A 14197-nucleotide genomic window follows, 5' to 3' on the forward strand; every position below is an offset into this window, starting at 1 on the left:
AGGAGGGGCTTCGGTCGCTCGTCACTCGACCCGGTCGAACACGATGGAGTGGCCCGTCTCCGACGCGTGTGCGTCGGCGAACGACTCCGCCTCGTCCGGGCAGCGAAGCACCCGTTCCGTCCGGCACGCGCGACAGACGACGTGGAACCGTCCTCGCCGATCAGTGGTTGGCATACCCAGACAAGGGCCCGTTACCCCCATAGTTATGGACCCGTTGATGGCCCGCTAACGCCGCGTTAGTCGGTCGACGAGTCGAACCGATCGAGCGCGAACCCGAGCATGTCCGTGCTGACCGGCTGGAACTCCTCGCGTTCGTGTTCGGGGAGGTACCCCCGAACCCCGTTCCACGAGTCACGGGCGTATCGAGCGTCGAGAAGCACCCGCACCCCCCGTTCGTCAGGGCCGCGAATCACCCGGCCGACCGCCTGCCGGGCCTTCCGAACGGCGGGGACCGTGAGCGCCGTCTCGAACCCGGCGTCGAACCGACGGTCGTAGGCGGCGACTACCGCCCGCGTCCGGGGACGAGCGGTGTTGATGATCGGGACGCCGCAGACGACCGCCGCCGCGAGGCGGTCGCCCCGGTAATCGACCCCCTCGGTGAGCGTGCCGCGCAGGCTCGTGACGAGGACCTTCCCGTCGCCCGAGAAGAAGTCGTCCTTCAGCGACTCCGTCTCGCGGTCGCCGGAGGACTCGTCGAGGAGGATCGGCTTCCCGATCCGGTCCGCGAGCGCCGCGGCCATCCAGGACGCCTCGGCGTAGTTCGGGGTGCCGACGAGGACGTTCCCCTCGCGGGCGGCGATCCGGGCCACCGCGTCCAGGTACGCCACCCGCGTTCCGTTCTCCTCGCCGGGAGCGCCGCGGTTCCCGTGGGTGAACTTCGGCGCGTCGACCGCGAAGCTCGCACGATGCTCCGCCGGGAACGTCAGCCCGTACGTCCGCTCGACGACCGGTCGACCGCTCGCTTCGAGGTGGTCGAGTCCCGTCACCTCCCGGAAGACGGCCATCGGTTCGAGCGTCGCGCTCATCAACACCCCGCCGCCGAACTCGGCGAGACGCTCGCCGATCGGCTCGCTGGGCAGGCAGTTGTACAGCGCGAGGCTCGCGTTGTACGCGCGCCGCCAGGAGTCCGGGGGCGCGGTCTCGTCGACGGTTCGCTCCAGGTCGATGGCGCGGAAGAACTCCTCGTGTCCCTCCCGGTACCACGCGTTGAGCGTGCGCCCGACGCCCGGTGCGGCCCGCCGTTTGTCGTCGTCCTCGAGCGAGTCGAGCACCCGCTTGACGACCGCGCCGACCGCCGCGGTCCGGGCCCACACGCGGTCGTCGTATCCCTCGCGGCGCGCCCACGTCGTGATCGCGTCCTCGGCGGGCTCCTCGGGGTCCCGAAGAGGGATCTCCCCGTCCTCGAGCTCGCGCATCGCCGCCCGCCAGTCGGGGCGTTCGCGGTCGAGGTGGTCGGTGACGCGCCGGTCCAGCTCCTCGCGGAGGTCACGGTAGAACGCCCGGACGCGAGAGACCTCCTCGACGGTGACGTCGCTGTCGGCCAGCTCGCCGCGGACGAGGTCGGCGTCGTCGGTCGCCGCGCCCGTGCTCTCGAACTCGACCGGCTGGACGACCCGAGTGAGTTCGGCCTCGGCGTCCCGCAGGCTCGCGTCGGCGACCGCGTCGCTCACGAGGTCGCGGACGCGGGGTTCGAGCATGTGCGCCTCGTCGCAGACGACGAACGTCGACTCGTCGAGCAGCGGGCCGGTGAACGTCGACGTCGTCATCGGGTCGAACGCGTGGTAGTAGTTGCCGATGACCACTTCGACCTCGGGGACGAGCGCGCCCATGATCGAATGCGGACAGGAGCCGTGGCCGGCCGCGAGCCGGACGAGCTCGTCCGGTCCGACGTGGCCGCGGTCGGTGAGGTCGAACGGGACCGCCTCCGCCGGGTCGCCGTCCTCGGGGAGGTCGTCGAGGAAGCCGGCGTAGAAGGGGCAGAACTCGACGTCGCGGAACGTCTCGGTGTCGGGGCGGTACGGGGTCGGCTCGCCGTCGACCGTCAGGTAGTCCGCGGCGGGGCCCTCGCCAGTTCCGCCGCCGGAGGGGTTTCCGCCGGTCGAGCCGGAGTCGAGGAGCCCGACCTGCTGGCTGCGCGCCTCGCTAACGAGGTTCGACGTCGTCGTCGATCCGCCCTCGCCGACGAGGCCGCGCGTCCGCTCGCGGAGCCCCTCACAGCGCTCGTACACGTTCCCGCGGTCGACGCCGCCGCGGTTCTCGCGAGCGTACGGGCAGACGTCGGCCTTGCCGACGAGCGTCAGCCCGGAGATGGGGTCGTAGCCGTCCGGGAGGTTCCGGTTGATCGTCGCGAGGTCCGTCTCGAACTGACGGAGCTGCTGTTTGACGCTGGTGAGGACGAGGACGCGCTCGAACGGCGAGTCGGGGTCTCGGACGCGGTCGAGCCCCGCGGTGAGCGCGAGCATCGTCTTGCCGGTCCCACAGGCGCCTTCGAGCGCGAGGAACCCGCCCTCCGCGGCGGCGTCGACGGCGGCGTCGATGCCGTCGGCCTGTTCGGGGTACGGCTCCTCGTGGCCGAAGACGTCGGCCCACGGCGGCGCGTCGGTCACGATCCCGGGTTGTCCCCGACCGGGTTTAAACCTTCAGAGCGGCGCGTCGACCCGGCCGCCGGGGAGTCGCCCGGTCGCGTGCAGGACGCCGATGACGGCCGCGACGAGGACCACGCCGACGGCGCCGACGAGGAAGGCGGCGTCGAAGCTCGTCCGGTCGGCGGCGACCCCGATCGCGCCGCTGCCGGTCGCCTCGAGGAACATCGCGCAGCCGCTGAAGACGGCGTACGCGCTCGCGCGGCTGTCGGCGGGCAACGACTCCAACATGAACGTGTCGATGGCGGGGAACAGCGCGTGGATGACGACCCCCAACAGCGCCGTGACGAGGAGGAGCGCGACGGCGCCCTCCGCGAGGACGAGGATCCCGAGGGAGACCGCGAACGACGCCATGATCGCGAGCAGGTACGGGACGTGCGGGAGCCGGTCGGCGAGCCGCCCCCCGAACCAGAACGCGGGGAGCCCGGCGGCGAAGACGACGGTGAGCAGGGCGTTCGCGAACCCCTGTGAGACGCCCTTCGTCCCGACGAGATAGGTGACGTAGAAGTTGAACACGCCCTGCCAGACGAACCCCGGCGTGGCGACGATCGCGACCCCCACGAGGATGACCGGCCAGTACGCGAGCGCGGACCGGAAGTCCCGATCGGCCCCCGCCGATTCGGGGAGCGGATCGCGGCGCACGGCGAGGAGGACGAGCGCGGTGACGACGAGCGCGGCGGCCGCGAGCAGGTAGAAGACGACGCTCCAGCCGGCGACGAGCAGCACGGCGACGACGACGCCGGGGGCGACGACCGCGGCGAGCTGGCTCGCGGCTCCGTGGATACCGATCGCCCGTCCCCGGGCGCCCGGGAACAGCTCGGCGATCAGCGGGACCGCGGCGACGAAGTACGCGCCGGAGGCGAGCCCGAGCAGCAGCGCGCCCGCCTGCAGGTGCCGGATCGTGTCGGCGGAGCCGGTGAACGCGGCGGCGAGCGCGAGCGCGACGCCGGAGCCGAGCACGACGTAGTGGCGCGGCACCTTCGTGAGCAGGTAGCCGACCGGGATCCGCGGGAGCGCGGAGCCGACCCAGACGAGCGTCGTCACCGAGCCGACGACCGCGGTGCTGGCGGCGAACTCGGTCCCGATCGTCGGCACGAGCGGCGCGAAGCCGACGCGCCCGAGGTTGACGAGGAAGACGAGCCCGCAGAGGGTTCCGAAGAGGCGGCGGGTCACCCGCGAGAGTGCGCGGCGACGGGTATCAAGCGTTGCGAACCGGGTCGGCCCGGAAGCGCAAGGACGAAAGCCCCCGATCGCGAACGACGATCCAGATGTTCCCCCGCGAGTACCGCGGCGTCGCCTTCGCGGTCGCGCTGTTCGTCGTCGTGCAGATCGGCGCGCTGGCGCTGGTCCCCGAGTTCGCAGCGAGCGGGTACCAACCGGTCGAGGACCCGCAGAACCCGACAAACAGTCTGTTGTACATCGTCGCGATCCTCGTCATGACCGGGCTGATGCTGCTCGCGTTCCGCTACGAGTTCGACCGGGCGGTCCGGCTGCTTATCGTCGGCGTCTCCGCGTGGCTCTCGTGGTACGTGTTCGCCGCGCTCGTCTCGCCGGTCGCCGCCACGGTGCCGGCGCTCGCGGTCGCCGTCGGCCTGCTCGTCCATCCGGAGTGGTACGTCATCGACACCGCCGGGGTGTTGATGGGCGCGGGCGCGGCCGGCCTGTTCGGGATCTCGTTCGGGCTCCTCCCCGCGCTGATCCTGCTCTCGTTTCTCGCCGTCTACGACGCGATCTCCGTCTACGGCACCGAGCACATGCTGTCGCTCGCTGAGGGCGTGATGGACCTCAACATCCCCGTGGTGTTGGTGATCCCGCTGTCGCTGTCGTACTCGCTGCTCGACGACGACTTCGGCGGGGCGGCTGGCGTTCACGAGGACGGGGAAGGGGAGGACGGGGGAGAGGAGGACGGAGGAGAGGAGGACGGAGAGAGCCGAGGAAGCGACCCGGACGATGCGGACGGTGCGGTAGCCGACGGAGACGACGAGGTGACGGAAGACAAGGACCGCGTCGACGACCCGACTCGCGACGCGTTCTTCATCGGGCTCGGCGACGCGGTGATCCCGGCGGTGTTGGTCGCCAGCGCGGCGACGTTCTCCCCGGCGGCGGCGCTTGCGGTCCCGTTCATCGAGCTCAACCTCCCCGCGCTGCTCGCGATGGTCGGCACCGTCGCCGGCCTGCTCGTCCTGATGAGCTGGGTGATGAAGGGGCGGGCACACGCCGGCCTCCCCCTGTTGAACGGCGGCGCGATCGGCGGCTACCTGCTGGGGTCGGTGCTCGCCGGCGTCCCGCTGCTCGAGGCGGTCGGGCTCGCGGCGTTCCTCTGAAGCGACCCACCGCCGGACCCCGTCGCAGGCGGGACGGTCGACTCGGGTGCCGTCGGGACAGCGGACGTAGAAGTCAAGGCCCGAACTCGTTCCGAGCCCGTCAACTGTCCACGGATGACATCACTTCGGCTCCAAAGCCGAAGATCCCGACGACGAACCCGATCAGCATGATCGACGCCGCGGCCCCCATCTCCGACGGACTGATGTACGCGGAGAAGCCGCCGAACAGGACGACGAGAATACCGAACCGCTGTAGTGCTGCTCCAGCCATTGGTTCCGGTTGGACCGGTGTTCGATCTGCGTTCGCATTAATCCAGGACATTTTCGCGAACGGTCGTCGTGCTCGGGGGCAACGACGGCTCGGCGAGTGCCAATCGGCGATCGGCCGTTTCACGCGACGGTGTGTCGGGCGGAAGGACTTCGACGGGGCCGGCGGCGCTTATAAGACGGAGACGGGGTTGTCGCCGGGGACGCGACGGACGCCGATTTATAAGTCCTTCGTCGAGGAGCGACGCTCGTTTATGAAGTATCGAGAACGCCGCTGCGGACCTTCACGCCGACGCCGGAGTCGAACGCGAGCAGCTCCGCGCCGGACAGCTCCGCGCGGCCAACGCCGAACAGCCGGTCCGCCTCGTCGACGACGAGCACCTCGTCGCCGGGGCGGATCCCGTCGTCCGCGGCGGCGACGAACTTCGCGAACGCGTTTCGCCCCTCGCGGACGAACGGCTCGCTCTCCTCGCCGACGACGATCCGGTGTGCCGGGGCGGTGAACGCGGCCCGGAGCCGTCGCCCGCCGGTCACGCCCAGCGTGAACCGACCGTCGGTGCCGTACGAGACGATCCGGTCGCCCTCGGGGCTGCCGGGCGTGTCGTCGACGTCACCGACGATCACCTGCCGGGGGCGGCCGCCGCTCGACCGCCGGATCGTGATCGGCTCGCCGGGCGGGAACAGCGCGTCGCCCGCGCCCGCGCCGAACTGGTAGTCCGCGCCGGTCCGGAGGTCCGCGAGGGTCTCGTCGTCGCTCATGGGTCGGCTACCCGGAGGAGGCGCAAAGCGGTTGCGACACGGAACGGCGAGGGAAGGGGAACGGCGAGGGAAGGAGGACGCGCCTGCACTTACAGCAGGAACGTGTCCTCGCGCTCGGAGAGGTCGATGAACGCGTCGGCGGCGTCGATGAGGTCGTCGGAGGCGGAGTTCGAAAAGCCCATCGCCTCCACGCGAACCCCTTCGTGGCGCAGGTGCGTACAGAGCCGGGCGAAGTCGCCGTCGCCGGTACACAACACGACGGTGTCGACGTGGGTCGCGAGCGACACCGCATCGAGGCTCATCCCGAGGTCCCAGTCGGCCTTTTTCGTGCCGTCGGCGAACGTCTTGATGTCCTTGATCTTCGTCTCGAACCCGATCTCGCGGAGCGCCTCGAAGAAGCTCTCCTCCTCGGGGGAGTCGGCGCGGATCACGTACGCGATGGCGCGCACGAGCGCGCGGTCGCTCACGGCGTTCTCCAGCAGCTCGGAGTAGTCGATGTTCCGCGAGTAGACGCTCTGTGCGGAGTGGTAGAGGTTCTGTGAGTCGACGAGAACGGCCACCCGTTGTGCCGGATGGATCTCGCTTATCGCCGGCTGGTTCTCGGTCATACGCGACCATGTGAGGGCATCCCTTAGGCGTTTCCGGATCCGGCGGGGCGTCGACGCGCCGCCGACGAGCGGACCGCGGCGCGCGGCCGCCCGCCGATACCTAAATACCGGTCGGGGGCCAAGTCGGGCCCGAACGGTGACACGCGTGCTCGACCGGCCGCCGATCGACCGACGGACACCGACGCGGACAGGGGGTCCGAAGCCGATCGACCGACGGACGCCGACGCGGACGGCGCTCCGAACGACGGCCCCGACGACATGAGAGCGTACCTCGCGAAGCGGCTGCTGTGGACGCTGGTGGCGACGTGGATCACGGTCACGATCACCTTCCTGCTGCTCGAGCTGTCGCCCGTCTCCGCGAGCGAGGCGGCGTTCATCGACCGGCAGGTGCAGGCGGGCATGGAGTACGAGGCGGCCGCCGAGCTGTACGACCGCCAGCTCGGCGGCGGCGGGACGGCGACGGAGCGGTACCTCGATTTCGTCGTCGGGCTCGCGACGCTCGAGTGGGGCCACTCTACGACGTACAACCGGCCCGTCGTCGACGTCGTCGCCGACGCGTGGGTGTACTCGGTCCAGTACGTCCTCCCGGCGACCGTCGTCGCGGTCGTCGTCGGCTTCGCGATCGGGCTCTACTCCGCGACCCACCAGTACAGTGCGGGCGACTACGCCGCGACGACCCTCGCGTTCGTCGGGGTGAGCCTCCCCAACTTCTGGTTCGCGGTGATCTGTATCCTCGTCGGCGGGGTCTGGCTCGGCTGGTTCCCGACCCACTACACGACCGACGTCCCCGGACTCCTGTCGCTCGCGAACGCTCACCAGCTCGTCCTCCCGACGTTCGTGTTGGGGACCGCCGCGATCGCCTCACAGGCCCGGTACGCGCGCGCGGAGTCGCTGGAGTACGTCCGCGCCGACTTCGTGACGGCCGCCCGGTCGAAGGGGATCTCCGAACGGGCGGTCGCCGTGAGACACGTCCTCCGGCCGGCGAGCGTCCCGCTCGCCACGGTCCTCGTCGGCGACGTTCTCGGGCTGCTGTTCGCGGGGGCCTACGTCATCGAGGTGATATTCGGGATCCCCGGGCTCGGGCTGGTGAGCTACCGGGCGATCCTCCAGGGCGACACCTCCCTCGTGCTCGCGACGACGCTGATCCCGGTGTTCGTCGCGATCCTCGGGAACCTCTGTCAGGACGTCGCGTACACGCTGCTCGACCCGCGGATCGAACTGGGTGAGGGACGGTGACCGGGGACGCTCCGAGCGCGGAGGGTTCGACGCCTCCCGACGGGAGCCCGGCGGAGCGCGTTCCGCCCGACATCGACTCGCCCGACGCCGAGTCACCCGACGCCGAGTCGCCCGACGCCGACGGCCTCGACTTCCGGGAGATCGACTGGGCGGCACACGAGGGCGGCCGGTCGGTGCCGCGGCGACACCTCGCGTTCTGTGGGGTCGTCGCGGTCGGGGCCGTCGCCTGGGCGCTCGACGCCGCGGTCGGGATCGACCGGGGGACGCGTTTCGAGACAGGCGTCGGACCGGCGTCGATCGCGCCCGCGCCCGGCCACGTCGACTGGCTGTTCGCCCTCACGCTGTTCGTGGTCGGCTGGGCCGTCGTCGTCCCGCTGGTCCGGAACCCGCGGGCGGCGGCGCGCTACTGGCGCGGGTTCCGCCGGAACCGCGCCGCGGTCGCGGGGGCCGGGTTCCTGCTCGTCGTCCTCGCCGTCGGGATCGTCGGCCCCCTGCTTTTGGGTCGGCCGTCGATCGACCTCTCGAACACGTACCGGCCGCCGGTGTTCATGGGCGGGACGTGGGCGCACCCGCTGGGGACGACGCGGTCCGGCGAGGACCTCCTCCGGGTCGTCGTCGTCGGGATGCGCGTGAGCATGCAGGTCGGGCTGATCGGCACGGCCGTCGTCGTCGTCGTCGCGACCGCCGTCGGGACGGTCGCCGCCACGGCCGGCGGGCTCGTCGACGAGGCACTGATGCGGTTCGTCGACGTGGTGTTGACGTTCCCGACGTTCTTCCTCGTCCTCCTCGTCGTCTACCTGTACGGCGGCGACCTGTTCACGATAACGCTGATCCTCGGGGGGACGACGTGGGCGGCGACCTCGCGGGTGGTCCGGTCGGAGGCGCTCCAACGGGTCGAGGAGGGGTACGTGACCGCGGCCGAGGCCGCGGGCGCGAGCCGGGCGTGGATCGTGTGGCGACACGTCGTCCCCAACGTCTCGAACACGGTCGTCACCGCCGCGACGCTCGTGGTCCCGTCGCTCATCCTCTACGAGGCCGCCCTGGCGTTCCTCGGCTTCGGCGACCCCGACGTCTGGTCGTGGGGCCGGGTGATAGCGGAGGGGCGGAGCGACCTCCAGAACGCCCCGTGGATCGCGACGATCCCCGGAGTGTTCCTGTTCGCCACCGTCCTCGCGTTCAACTTCCTCGGTGACGCCCTGCGCGACGCCCTGGACCCCAGACACGAGGCGGATCGGCGATGACCTCGGACCGAACCACGTCGGACCCGCTCCTCGAGGTCGACGACCTCCGGGTGGCGTTCCACACCGACGCGGGGCTCGTCAGGGCGGTCGACGGGGTCTCGTTCTCGGTCGGTCGCGGCGAGACGACCTGTCTCGTCGGCGAGAGCGGGTCCGGCAAGTCGGTCACCGCGGAGGCGATAACCCGGCTGACCCCGTCCCCGCCGGGGGAGATCGACGGCGGGACCGTCCGGTTCGACGGCGAGGACGTGACGCGGGCGACCGACTCCCGGCTCCGAGAACTGCGCGGAAACCGGATCGCCCACGTCTTTCAGGACCCCGCGTCGGCGCTGAACCCGGTGTACACCGTCGGGGCCCAGATCCGGGAGGCGATCCGCGCACACCGCGACGTCGGGAAACGCGCCGCTCGGGCACGGGCGATCGACCTGCTCGACGCGACCGGGATCCCGGAGCCGGCGACGCGGGTCGACGACTACCCCCACGAGTTCTCCGGCGGAATGAAACAGCGGGTCTGTATCGCGATCGCGTTGGCGTGCGATCCCGACCTGCTGATCGCCGACGAGCCGACCTCGGCGCTCGACGCCACCGTCGAGGCGGGGATCCTCGACCTGTTCGCGGAGCTTCGGGCCGCGTTCGGGACGAGCCTCCTCTTCATCACGCACGACCTCGGCGTCGCCTCCCGAATCGCCGACCGCGTCGTCGTGTTGTACGCCGGGCGCGTGATGGAGTCCGGCCCTGCGAGCGCGGTGTTCGATCGCCCAGCACACCCGTACACGCGCGCCCTGTTGGCGTGTCGCCCCGGCGTCCCCGGCGGAAGCCGGCCGATCCCCGGAAGCCTCCCGGACCCGGTCGACCCGCCGGACGGCTGTCGCTTCGCCGAGCGCTGTCCGCACGCGATCGCGGCGTGTCGGGACGGCGAGCACCCCGCACGACACCGCGTCGGCGACGACGACCACCACGTCTCGTGTATCCACTACGAGGGGAACGAGGGGACGGAGCTCGGGCCGCCGCCCGGCGAAGGCGCGGCGTGGCCGGCGTGGTCGACGCGGGCGGGGGGCCGGGATGAGTGACCCGCTCCTCGAGGCCGAGGGGGTGATCGCGGAGTATCCGGTCGGCGAGGGGCTCCTCCGGCGCGGGACCGGCGTCGTGAGGGCCGTCGACGGCGTCTCCCTCACCGTGCGGCGCGGGGAGACGCTCGGGATCGTCGGCGAGTCGGGCTGCGGGAAGTCGACGCTGGCGCGGACCCTGCTCCGGCTGGAGGAGCCAGCGGCGGGAACGATCCGGTTCGACGGCGAGCCGGTCTGCGGCCTCGACGGCGCGGCGCTGAAGCGGTTCCGACGGCGCGCCCAGATGACGTTTCAGGATCCCCGGTCGTCGTTCGATCCGCGGCGGTCGGTCGGGGAGTCGGTCGCCGAGCCGCTGCGGATCCACGGGCTGACCGGCCGTAGCTCCCGCCGGTCCGTCGTCGGGGGCGTGCTCGAACGGGTCGGCCTCGACGCCGGAGCGGCGGACCGCTACCCGCACGAACTCTCGGGCGGACAGCTCCAGCGCGCCGCGCTCGCCCGTGCGTTGGTGTTGAACCCGGACCTGCTCGTCGCCGACGAGCCCGTCTCCGCGCTCGACGTGTCGGTGCAGGCGGGGGTCCTCCGGCTCCTCGAGGACCTTCGGACGGAGCTGGGGCTGTCCGTGGTCGTCATCAGCCACGACCTCGGCGCGGTCCGGGAGGTCTGTGACCGCGTGGCCGTGATGTACCTCGGCGAACTGGTCGAGGTCGGACCGACGGAGACGCTGTTCGAGGACCCGGCCCACCCGTACACGCGGGCGTTGGTCTCGGCGGTCCCGTCCGCGACCGAACACGGCCGCCGGGAGCGGGTCCGGCTCACCGGCGAGGTACCGGATCCCGCCGACCCGCCGCCGGGCTGTCGCTTCCACCCGCGGTGCCCCGAGGTCGTCGAGCCGGAGGGGTACGCCTTCGCGGAGGGCGTCTGGCGGTCCCTGCTCGATCTCGTCGTTCGCGCGGAGGCGGGGCGACTCACGCCGGAGTCGGTCGCCGCGTCGATCGCCCGACAGCGGGTCGCGGACGGGAACGACGAGCCGACACCGCTCGGCAGACGCCCGCCGGGTACCGACGGGGAGTCGGTCGATCCGGCCGGTATCGGCCCGGCCGGTATCGACCCGGCCGACGTCGCCGACGACATCGCCGCCGCCGACGTCGACACCGCGGTCAGGGCGGCCCACGGCCTCCCGAGCCCCCTGTCGGATCCGGACGCCGAGGCCGTCCTCGCGGACGCGCTCGCGCGGGTCGCGGACGGGGACGCCGAGGGGGCGCGGAGCCGTCTAGCGAGGTCGTTCACGACGCCGTGCCGGGAGCGGCCGCCGCGGTCGATCGCCGTGAGCGAAGGGCACGTCGCCTCTTGCCACCTGATCCCGTCGGACGGGGACGGGGACGAGAACGAGGGAACGGGACCCGAGTGAGCCCGTCCGTCGCCGTTTTTCACGGGTGTAGTAACCGTTTTCCGGACCGTCCGCGAACCGCCGGTATGCTCACCGGACACGACGGTCGCGCGGCGTGGACGCGCGCGGCGGCCGACCGGATCGAACGGACCGACGACAACGTCGCCCCGATCGTGTATCCGCCCGCGACGGACCGCTTCGACGGCCTCCACGTCTGGGACACCTGGCCGCTCCGGAACCGAGACGGGAGCCTCGCGGAGATCGAGGGGCACCGCGTCCTCTGTGCGCTCACCAGCACGGACGAACTCCTGCCCGGCAAGCGCCACGACGTCGCCGCGATCTATTACTTTCACTCCACGGACGGGGCGACGTGGGAGCACGGCGGGCCGCTGTTCGACGGCGACGCCCTCGGCTCCCGTCAGTGGGCCGGGTCGACGATGTACGACGACGGCGACGTGTACGCCTTTTATACGGCGTCCGGCCGGCGCGGGGAAGCGGAGCTGACGTACACCCAGCGCATCGCGGGTGCGACGGGCGGGACGGTAACCGTCGACGGGGGCGGGCTCTCGATCGACGGCGACTGGGACCACCGGACGCTGCTGGAACCCGACGGGGAGCTGTACGAGCGCGAGGACCAGTCGCGCGGGATGACGTACACCTTCCGTGATCCGTGGTTCTTCGAGGACCCCGACGGCGGCGGGACGTACCTCCTCTTCGAGGCCAACACGCCGGTTTCGGAAAGCGAGGACCCCTGTGACGACGACCCCGCGGCCGCCGAGTTCAACGGCAGCGTCGGGATCGCCCGCTCGCCGACCGGCGATCCGACGGCGTGGGAGCTGGAGCCGCCGCTGCTCGACGCCGTCTGCGTGAACCAGGAGCTGGAGCGCCCGCATCTCGTCGTCCGCGACGGGACCTACTACCTGTTCGTCTCCAGCCACCAGCACACGTTCGCGCCCGGTATCGAGGGGTACGACGCCCTCTACGGCTTCGTCGCCGACGGCCTCCGCGGCGAGTACCGTCCCCTCAACGGCGACGGGGTCGTCGCCACGAACCCCGCGAACGCGCCCTTCCAGTCGTACTCGTGGACCGCCTACGACCACGGCGAGGAGGTCCTCGTCGTGAGCTTCTTCAACTACTTCGACTACGCGGGCGAGACGCTCGACGGGATCGCCGACCTCCCCGAACCCGAACAGCGCCGCCGGTTCGGCGGAACGCTCGCGCCGACGCTCCGGATCGGGCTCGACGGCGATCGGAGCCGACTGCTCGGGACGCTCGAACACGGCGTCGTCCCGCTCCCGGGCGAGGGGCTCGACCCGGTCGATCGGGGCGGTCGCCCGCGCGGCGACGGCCGAGTGGGCGGTCCGTACTGATCCGCACCGGTCCGTACTGATCCGCGCCGGTCCGTGGAGACCGAGACGCCAGCTCGCCGTTCCGTGACGCGACCCTATTTAACGGCGCGCGAGCAACCCACCGTCAATGCTACAGGGGGTTAACGTCGCGCTCGGCGTCTCGGGCAGCATCGCGGCGGTGAAGGTCGTCGAACTCGCACACGAGCTGCGCCGGCACGGCGCGCGCGTGCGGGCGGTGATGTCCCCGGCGGCGACGAACATCGTCCACCCGTGGGCCGTCGACTTCGCGACCGACGAGCCGGTCGTCACGGAGATCACCGGCGACGTCGAACACGTCGCGCTCTGCGGGTACGACGGCTGGGCGGACGTCCTGCTTTTGGCCCCCGCGACCGCGAACACGGCCGGGAAGGTCGCGGCGGCGATCGACGACACGCCGGTGACGACGTGCGCGACGACCGCGCTCGGGGCGGGCGTTCCCGTGGTGATGGCCCCCGCGATGCACGAGCCCATGTACGACCACCCCGGCGTGCTCGCCGCGCTCGACACCCTGGCGGCGTGGGGTGTCGGGGTCGCGGAGCCCCGCGTCGAGGAGGGGAAAGCGAAGATCGCCGCGGAGGCGGACGTCGTGACGGAGGTCGCGCGGGCGACGACGCCCGACTCGTTGGCCGGGACCCACGTCGTCGTCACCGCGGGCGCGACGAAGGAGCGGATCGACCCGATCCGGGTCCTAACGAACCGCGCGTCCGGCAAGACCGGGCGAGCGGTCGCGCGCGCGCTCTACGTCCGCGGCGCGGACGTGACGCTGGTTCAGGACGGGCCGGACGTCGCGTACGCGGACGTCGTCCGCGTCGAGACGGCCGACGAGATGATGGCCGCCTGCCGGGAGGCGGCCGCGACCGCCGACGCGTTGGTGTCGGCGGCGGCGATCGCGGACTTCACCGCCGACGCCGTCGGGGAGAAGATCCGGTCGGGCTCGCCGCTCTCGGTCGATTTCGAGCCGACGCCGAAGCTCATCGACTCGGTTCGCGAGGCGTACCCGGAGCTCCCGATCGTCGGGTTCAAAGCCGAGACGTCCGGCGACGACGAGGCGATGATCGCGGAGGCCGAGCGGATCCGCGACCGCGTCGGCCTCGCGTTCGTCGTCGCCAACGACGCGAGCGTGATGGGGGCCGACGAGACGCGCGTCCTACTCGTCGGCGCGGCGGGCACCGAGCCGGAGGAGGCGACCGGGTCGAAGGACGTCGTCGCCGGGCGGATCGCCGACCGATTGGCCGAGGACTTGAAGAACAACTAAGCGATTCGGATGAGCCCGGACGCTCG

The 14197-nt window shown here is 71.5% G+C and carries 13 protein-coding genes; 7 read left to right on the forward strand and 6 right to left on the reverse strand.

Annotated features, from left to right (window positions below; genetic code table 11):
• Positions 1-21: 21 nt before the first annotated feature.
• The 3 genes from GRS48_RS15040 to GRS48_RS06320 all read right to left on the reverse strand — a co-directional run bounded on the left by GRS48_RS15040 (position 22) and on the right by GRS48_RS06320 (position 3815).
• On the reverse strand, positions 22-174 hold the full coding sequence (locus GRS48_RS15040; protein ID WP_200840213.1) for a hypothetical protein: 153 nt from the start codon (positions 172-174) through the stop codon (positions 22-24).
• Positions 175-236: 62 nt separating this feature from the next.
• Complete coding sequence (locus tag GRS48_RS06315; protein WP_321168320.1) at positions 237-2606, reverse strand: ATP-dependent DNA helicase; 2370 nt, start codon at positions 2604-2606, stop codon at positions 237-239.
• Between the two features lie 33 nt (positions 2607-2639).
• Positions 2640-3815 carry an MFS transporter gene (locus GRS48_RS06320; RefSeq protein ID WP_321168321.1) on the reverse strand — a complete coding sequence of 392 codons (1176 nt, stop codon included), beginning with the start codon at positions 3813-3815 and terminating at the stop codon, positions 2640-2642.
• A gap of 95 nt (positions 3816-3910) precedes the next feature.
• Between GRS48_RS06320 and GRS48_RS06325 the strand changes: the two genes are divergently transcribed.
• On the forward strand, positions 3911-4966 hold the full coding sequence (locus tag GRS48_RS06325; RefSeq protein WP_159484671.1) for a presenilin family intramembrane aspartyl protease PSH: 1056 nt from the start codon (positions 3911-3913) through the stop codon (positions 4964-4966).
• A 100-nt stretch (positions 4967-5066) separates the two neighbouring features.
• Here the strand turns inward: GRS48_RS06325 and GRS48_RS06330 are convergent, their stop codons facing one another.
• The 3 genes from GRS48_RS06330 to GRS48_RS06340 all read right to left on the reverse strand — a co-directional run bounded on the left by GRS48_RS06330 (position 5067) and on the right by GRS48_RS06340 (position 6579).
• Complete coding sequence (locus GRS48_RS06330) at positions 5067-5237, reverse strand: hypothetical protein (RefSeq protein ID WP_159484673.1); 171 nt, start codon at positions 5235-5237, stop codon at positions 5067-5069.
• A 248-nt stretch (positions 5238-5485) separates the two neighbouring features.
• Complete coding sequence (locus tag GRS48_RS06335) at positions 5486-5992, reverse strand: PUA domain-containing protein (protein ID WP_159484675.1); 507 nt, start codon at positions 5990-5992, stop codon at positions 5486-5488.
• Between the two features lie 89 nt (positions 5993-6081).
• Positions 6082-6579: an NYN domain-containing protein gene (locus GRS48_RS06340; RefSeq protein WP_321168339.1), complete on the reverse strand. Its 498-nt coding sequence runs from the start codon at positions 6577-6579 to the stop codon at positions 6082-6084.
• A 279-nt stretch (positions 6580-6858) separates the two neighbouring features.
• On the opposite strand from GRS48_RS06340, the gene GRS48_RS06345 reads away from it, so the two are divergent.
• The 6 genes from GRS48_RS06345 (at position 6859) to coaBC (ending at position 14171) form a co-directional block, all read left to right on the forward strand.
• Positions 6859-7836, forward strand: coding sequence for an ABC transporter permease (locus tag GRS48_RS06345; RefSeq protein ID WP_159484679.1), 978 nt, complete (start codon positions 6859-6861; stop codon positions 7834-7836).
• A 71-nt stretch (positions 7837-7907) separates the two neighbouring features.
• Positions 7908-9077 (forward strand): ABC transporter permease, encoded by a 1170-nt coding sequence (locus tag GRS48_RS06350; RefSeq protein ID WP_394351194.1) that lies wholly within the window; start codon positions 7908-7910, stop codon positions 9075-9077.
• Complete coding sequence (locus GRS48_RS06355; protein WP_159484681.1) at positions 9074-10144, forward strand: ABC transporter ATP-binding protein; 1071 nt, start codon at positions 9074-9076, stop codon at positions 10142-10144. The genes GRS48_RS06350 and GRS48_RS06355 overlap by 4 nt, the downstream gene beginning before the upstream one ends.
• Positions 10137-11549: an ABC transporter ATP-binding protein gene (locus GRS48_RS06360; protein ID WP_159484684.1), complete on the forward strand. Its 1413-nt coding sequence runs from the start codon at positions 10137-10139 to the stop codon at positions 11547-11549. The genes GRS48_RS06355 and GRS48_RS06360 overlap by 8 nt, the downstream gene beginning before the upstream one ends.
• Positions 11550-11614: 65 nt before the next feature.
• Positions 11615-12898 (forward strand): glycoside hydrolase family 68 protein, encoded by a 1284-nt coding sequence (locus tag GRS48_RS06365; RefSeq protein ID WP_159484686.1) that lies wholly within the window; start codon positions 11615-11617, stop codon positions 12896-12898.
• A gap of 106 nt (positions 12899-13004) precedes the next feature.
• Positions 13005-14171, forward strand: a complete 1167-nt coding sequence (coaBC, locus tag GRS48_RS06370) for a bifunctional phosphopantothenoylcysteine decarboxylase/phosphopantothenate--cysteine ligase CoaBC (RefSeq protein ID WP_159484688.1) — start codon at positions 13005-13007, stop codon at positions 14169-14171.
• Positions 14172-14197: the final 26 nt, after the last annotated feature.

Origin of the sequence: Halorubrum sp. JWXQ-INN 858 (assembly GCF_009806985.1) — an archaeon.
GTDB lineage: Archaea > Halobacteriota > Halobacteria > Halobacteriales > Haloferacaceae > Halorubrum.

Bases quoted from the DNA above. Each gene is read 5' to 3' on its own strand.
- GRS48_RS15040 (WP_200840213.1), bottom strand. From the start codon at position 174: ATGCCAACCACTGATCGGCGAGGACGGTTCCACGTCGTCTGTCGCGCG.
- GRS48_RS06325 (WP_159484671.1), top strand. From the start codon at position 3,911: ATGTTCCCCCGCGAGTACCGCGGCGTCGCCTTCGCGGTCGCGCTGTTC.
- GRS48_RS06330 (WP_159484673.1), bottom strand. From the start codon at position 5,237: ATGGCTGGAGCAGCACTACAGCGGTTCGGTATTCTCGTCGTCCTGTTC.
- GRS48_RS06335 (WP_159484675.1), bottom strand. From the start codon at position 5,992: ATGAGCGACGACGAGACCCTCGCGGACCTCCGGACCGGCGCGGACTAC.
- GRS48_RS06345 (WP_159484679.1), top strand. From the start codon at position 6,859: ATGAGAGCGTACCTCGCGAAGCGGCTGCTGTGGACGCTGGTGGCGACG.
- GRS48_RS06355 (WP_159484681.1), top strand. From the start codon at position 9,074: ATGACCTCGGACCGAACCACGTCGGACCCGCTCCTCGAGGTCGACGAC.
- GRS48_RS06360 (WP_159484684.1), top strand. From the start codon at position 10,137: ATGAGTGACCCGCTCCTCGAGGCCGAGGGGGTGATCGCGGAGTATCCG.
- GRS48_RS06365 (WP_159484686.1), top strand. From the start codon at position 11,615: ATGCTCACCGGACACGACGGTCGCGCGGCGTGGACGCGCGCGGCGGCC.
- coaBC (WP_159484688.1), top strand. From the start codon at position 13,005: ATGCTACAGGGGGTTAACGTCGCGCTCGGCGTCTCGGGCAGCATCGCG.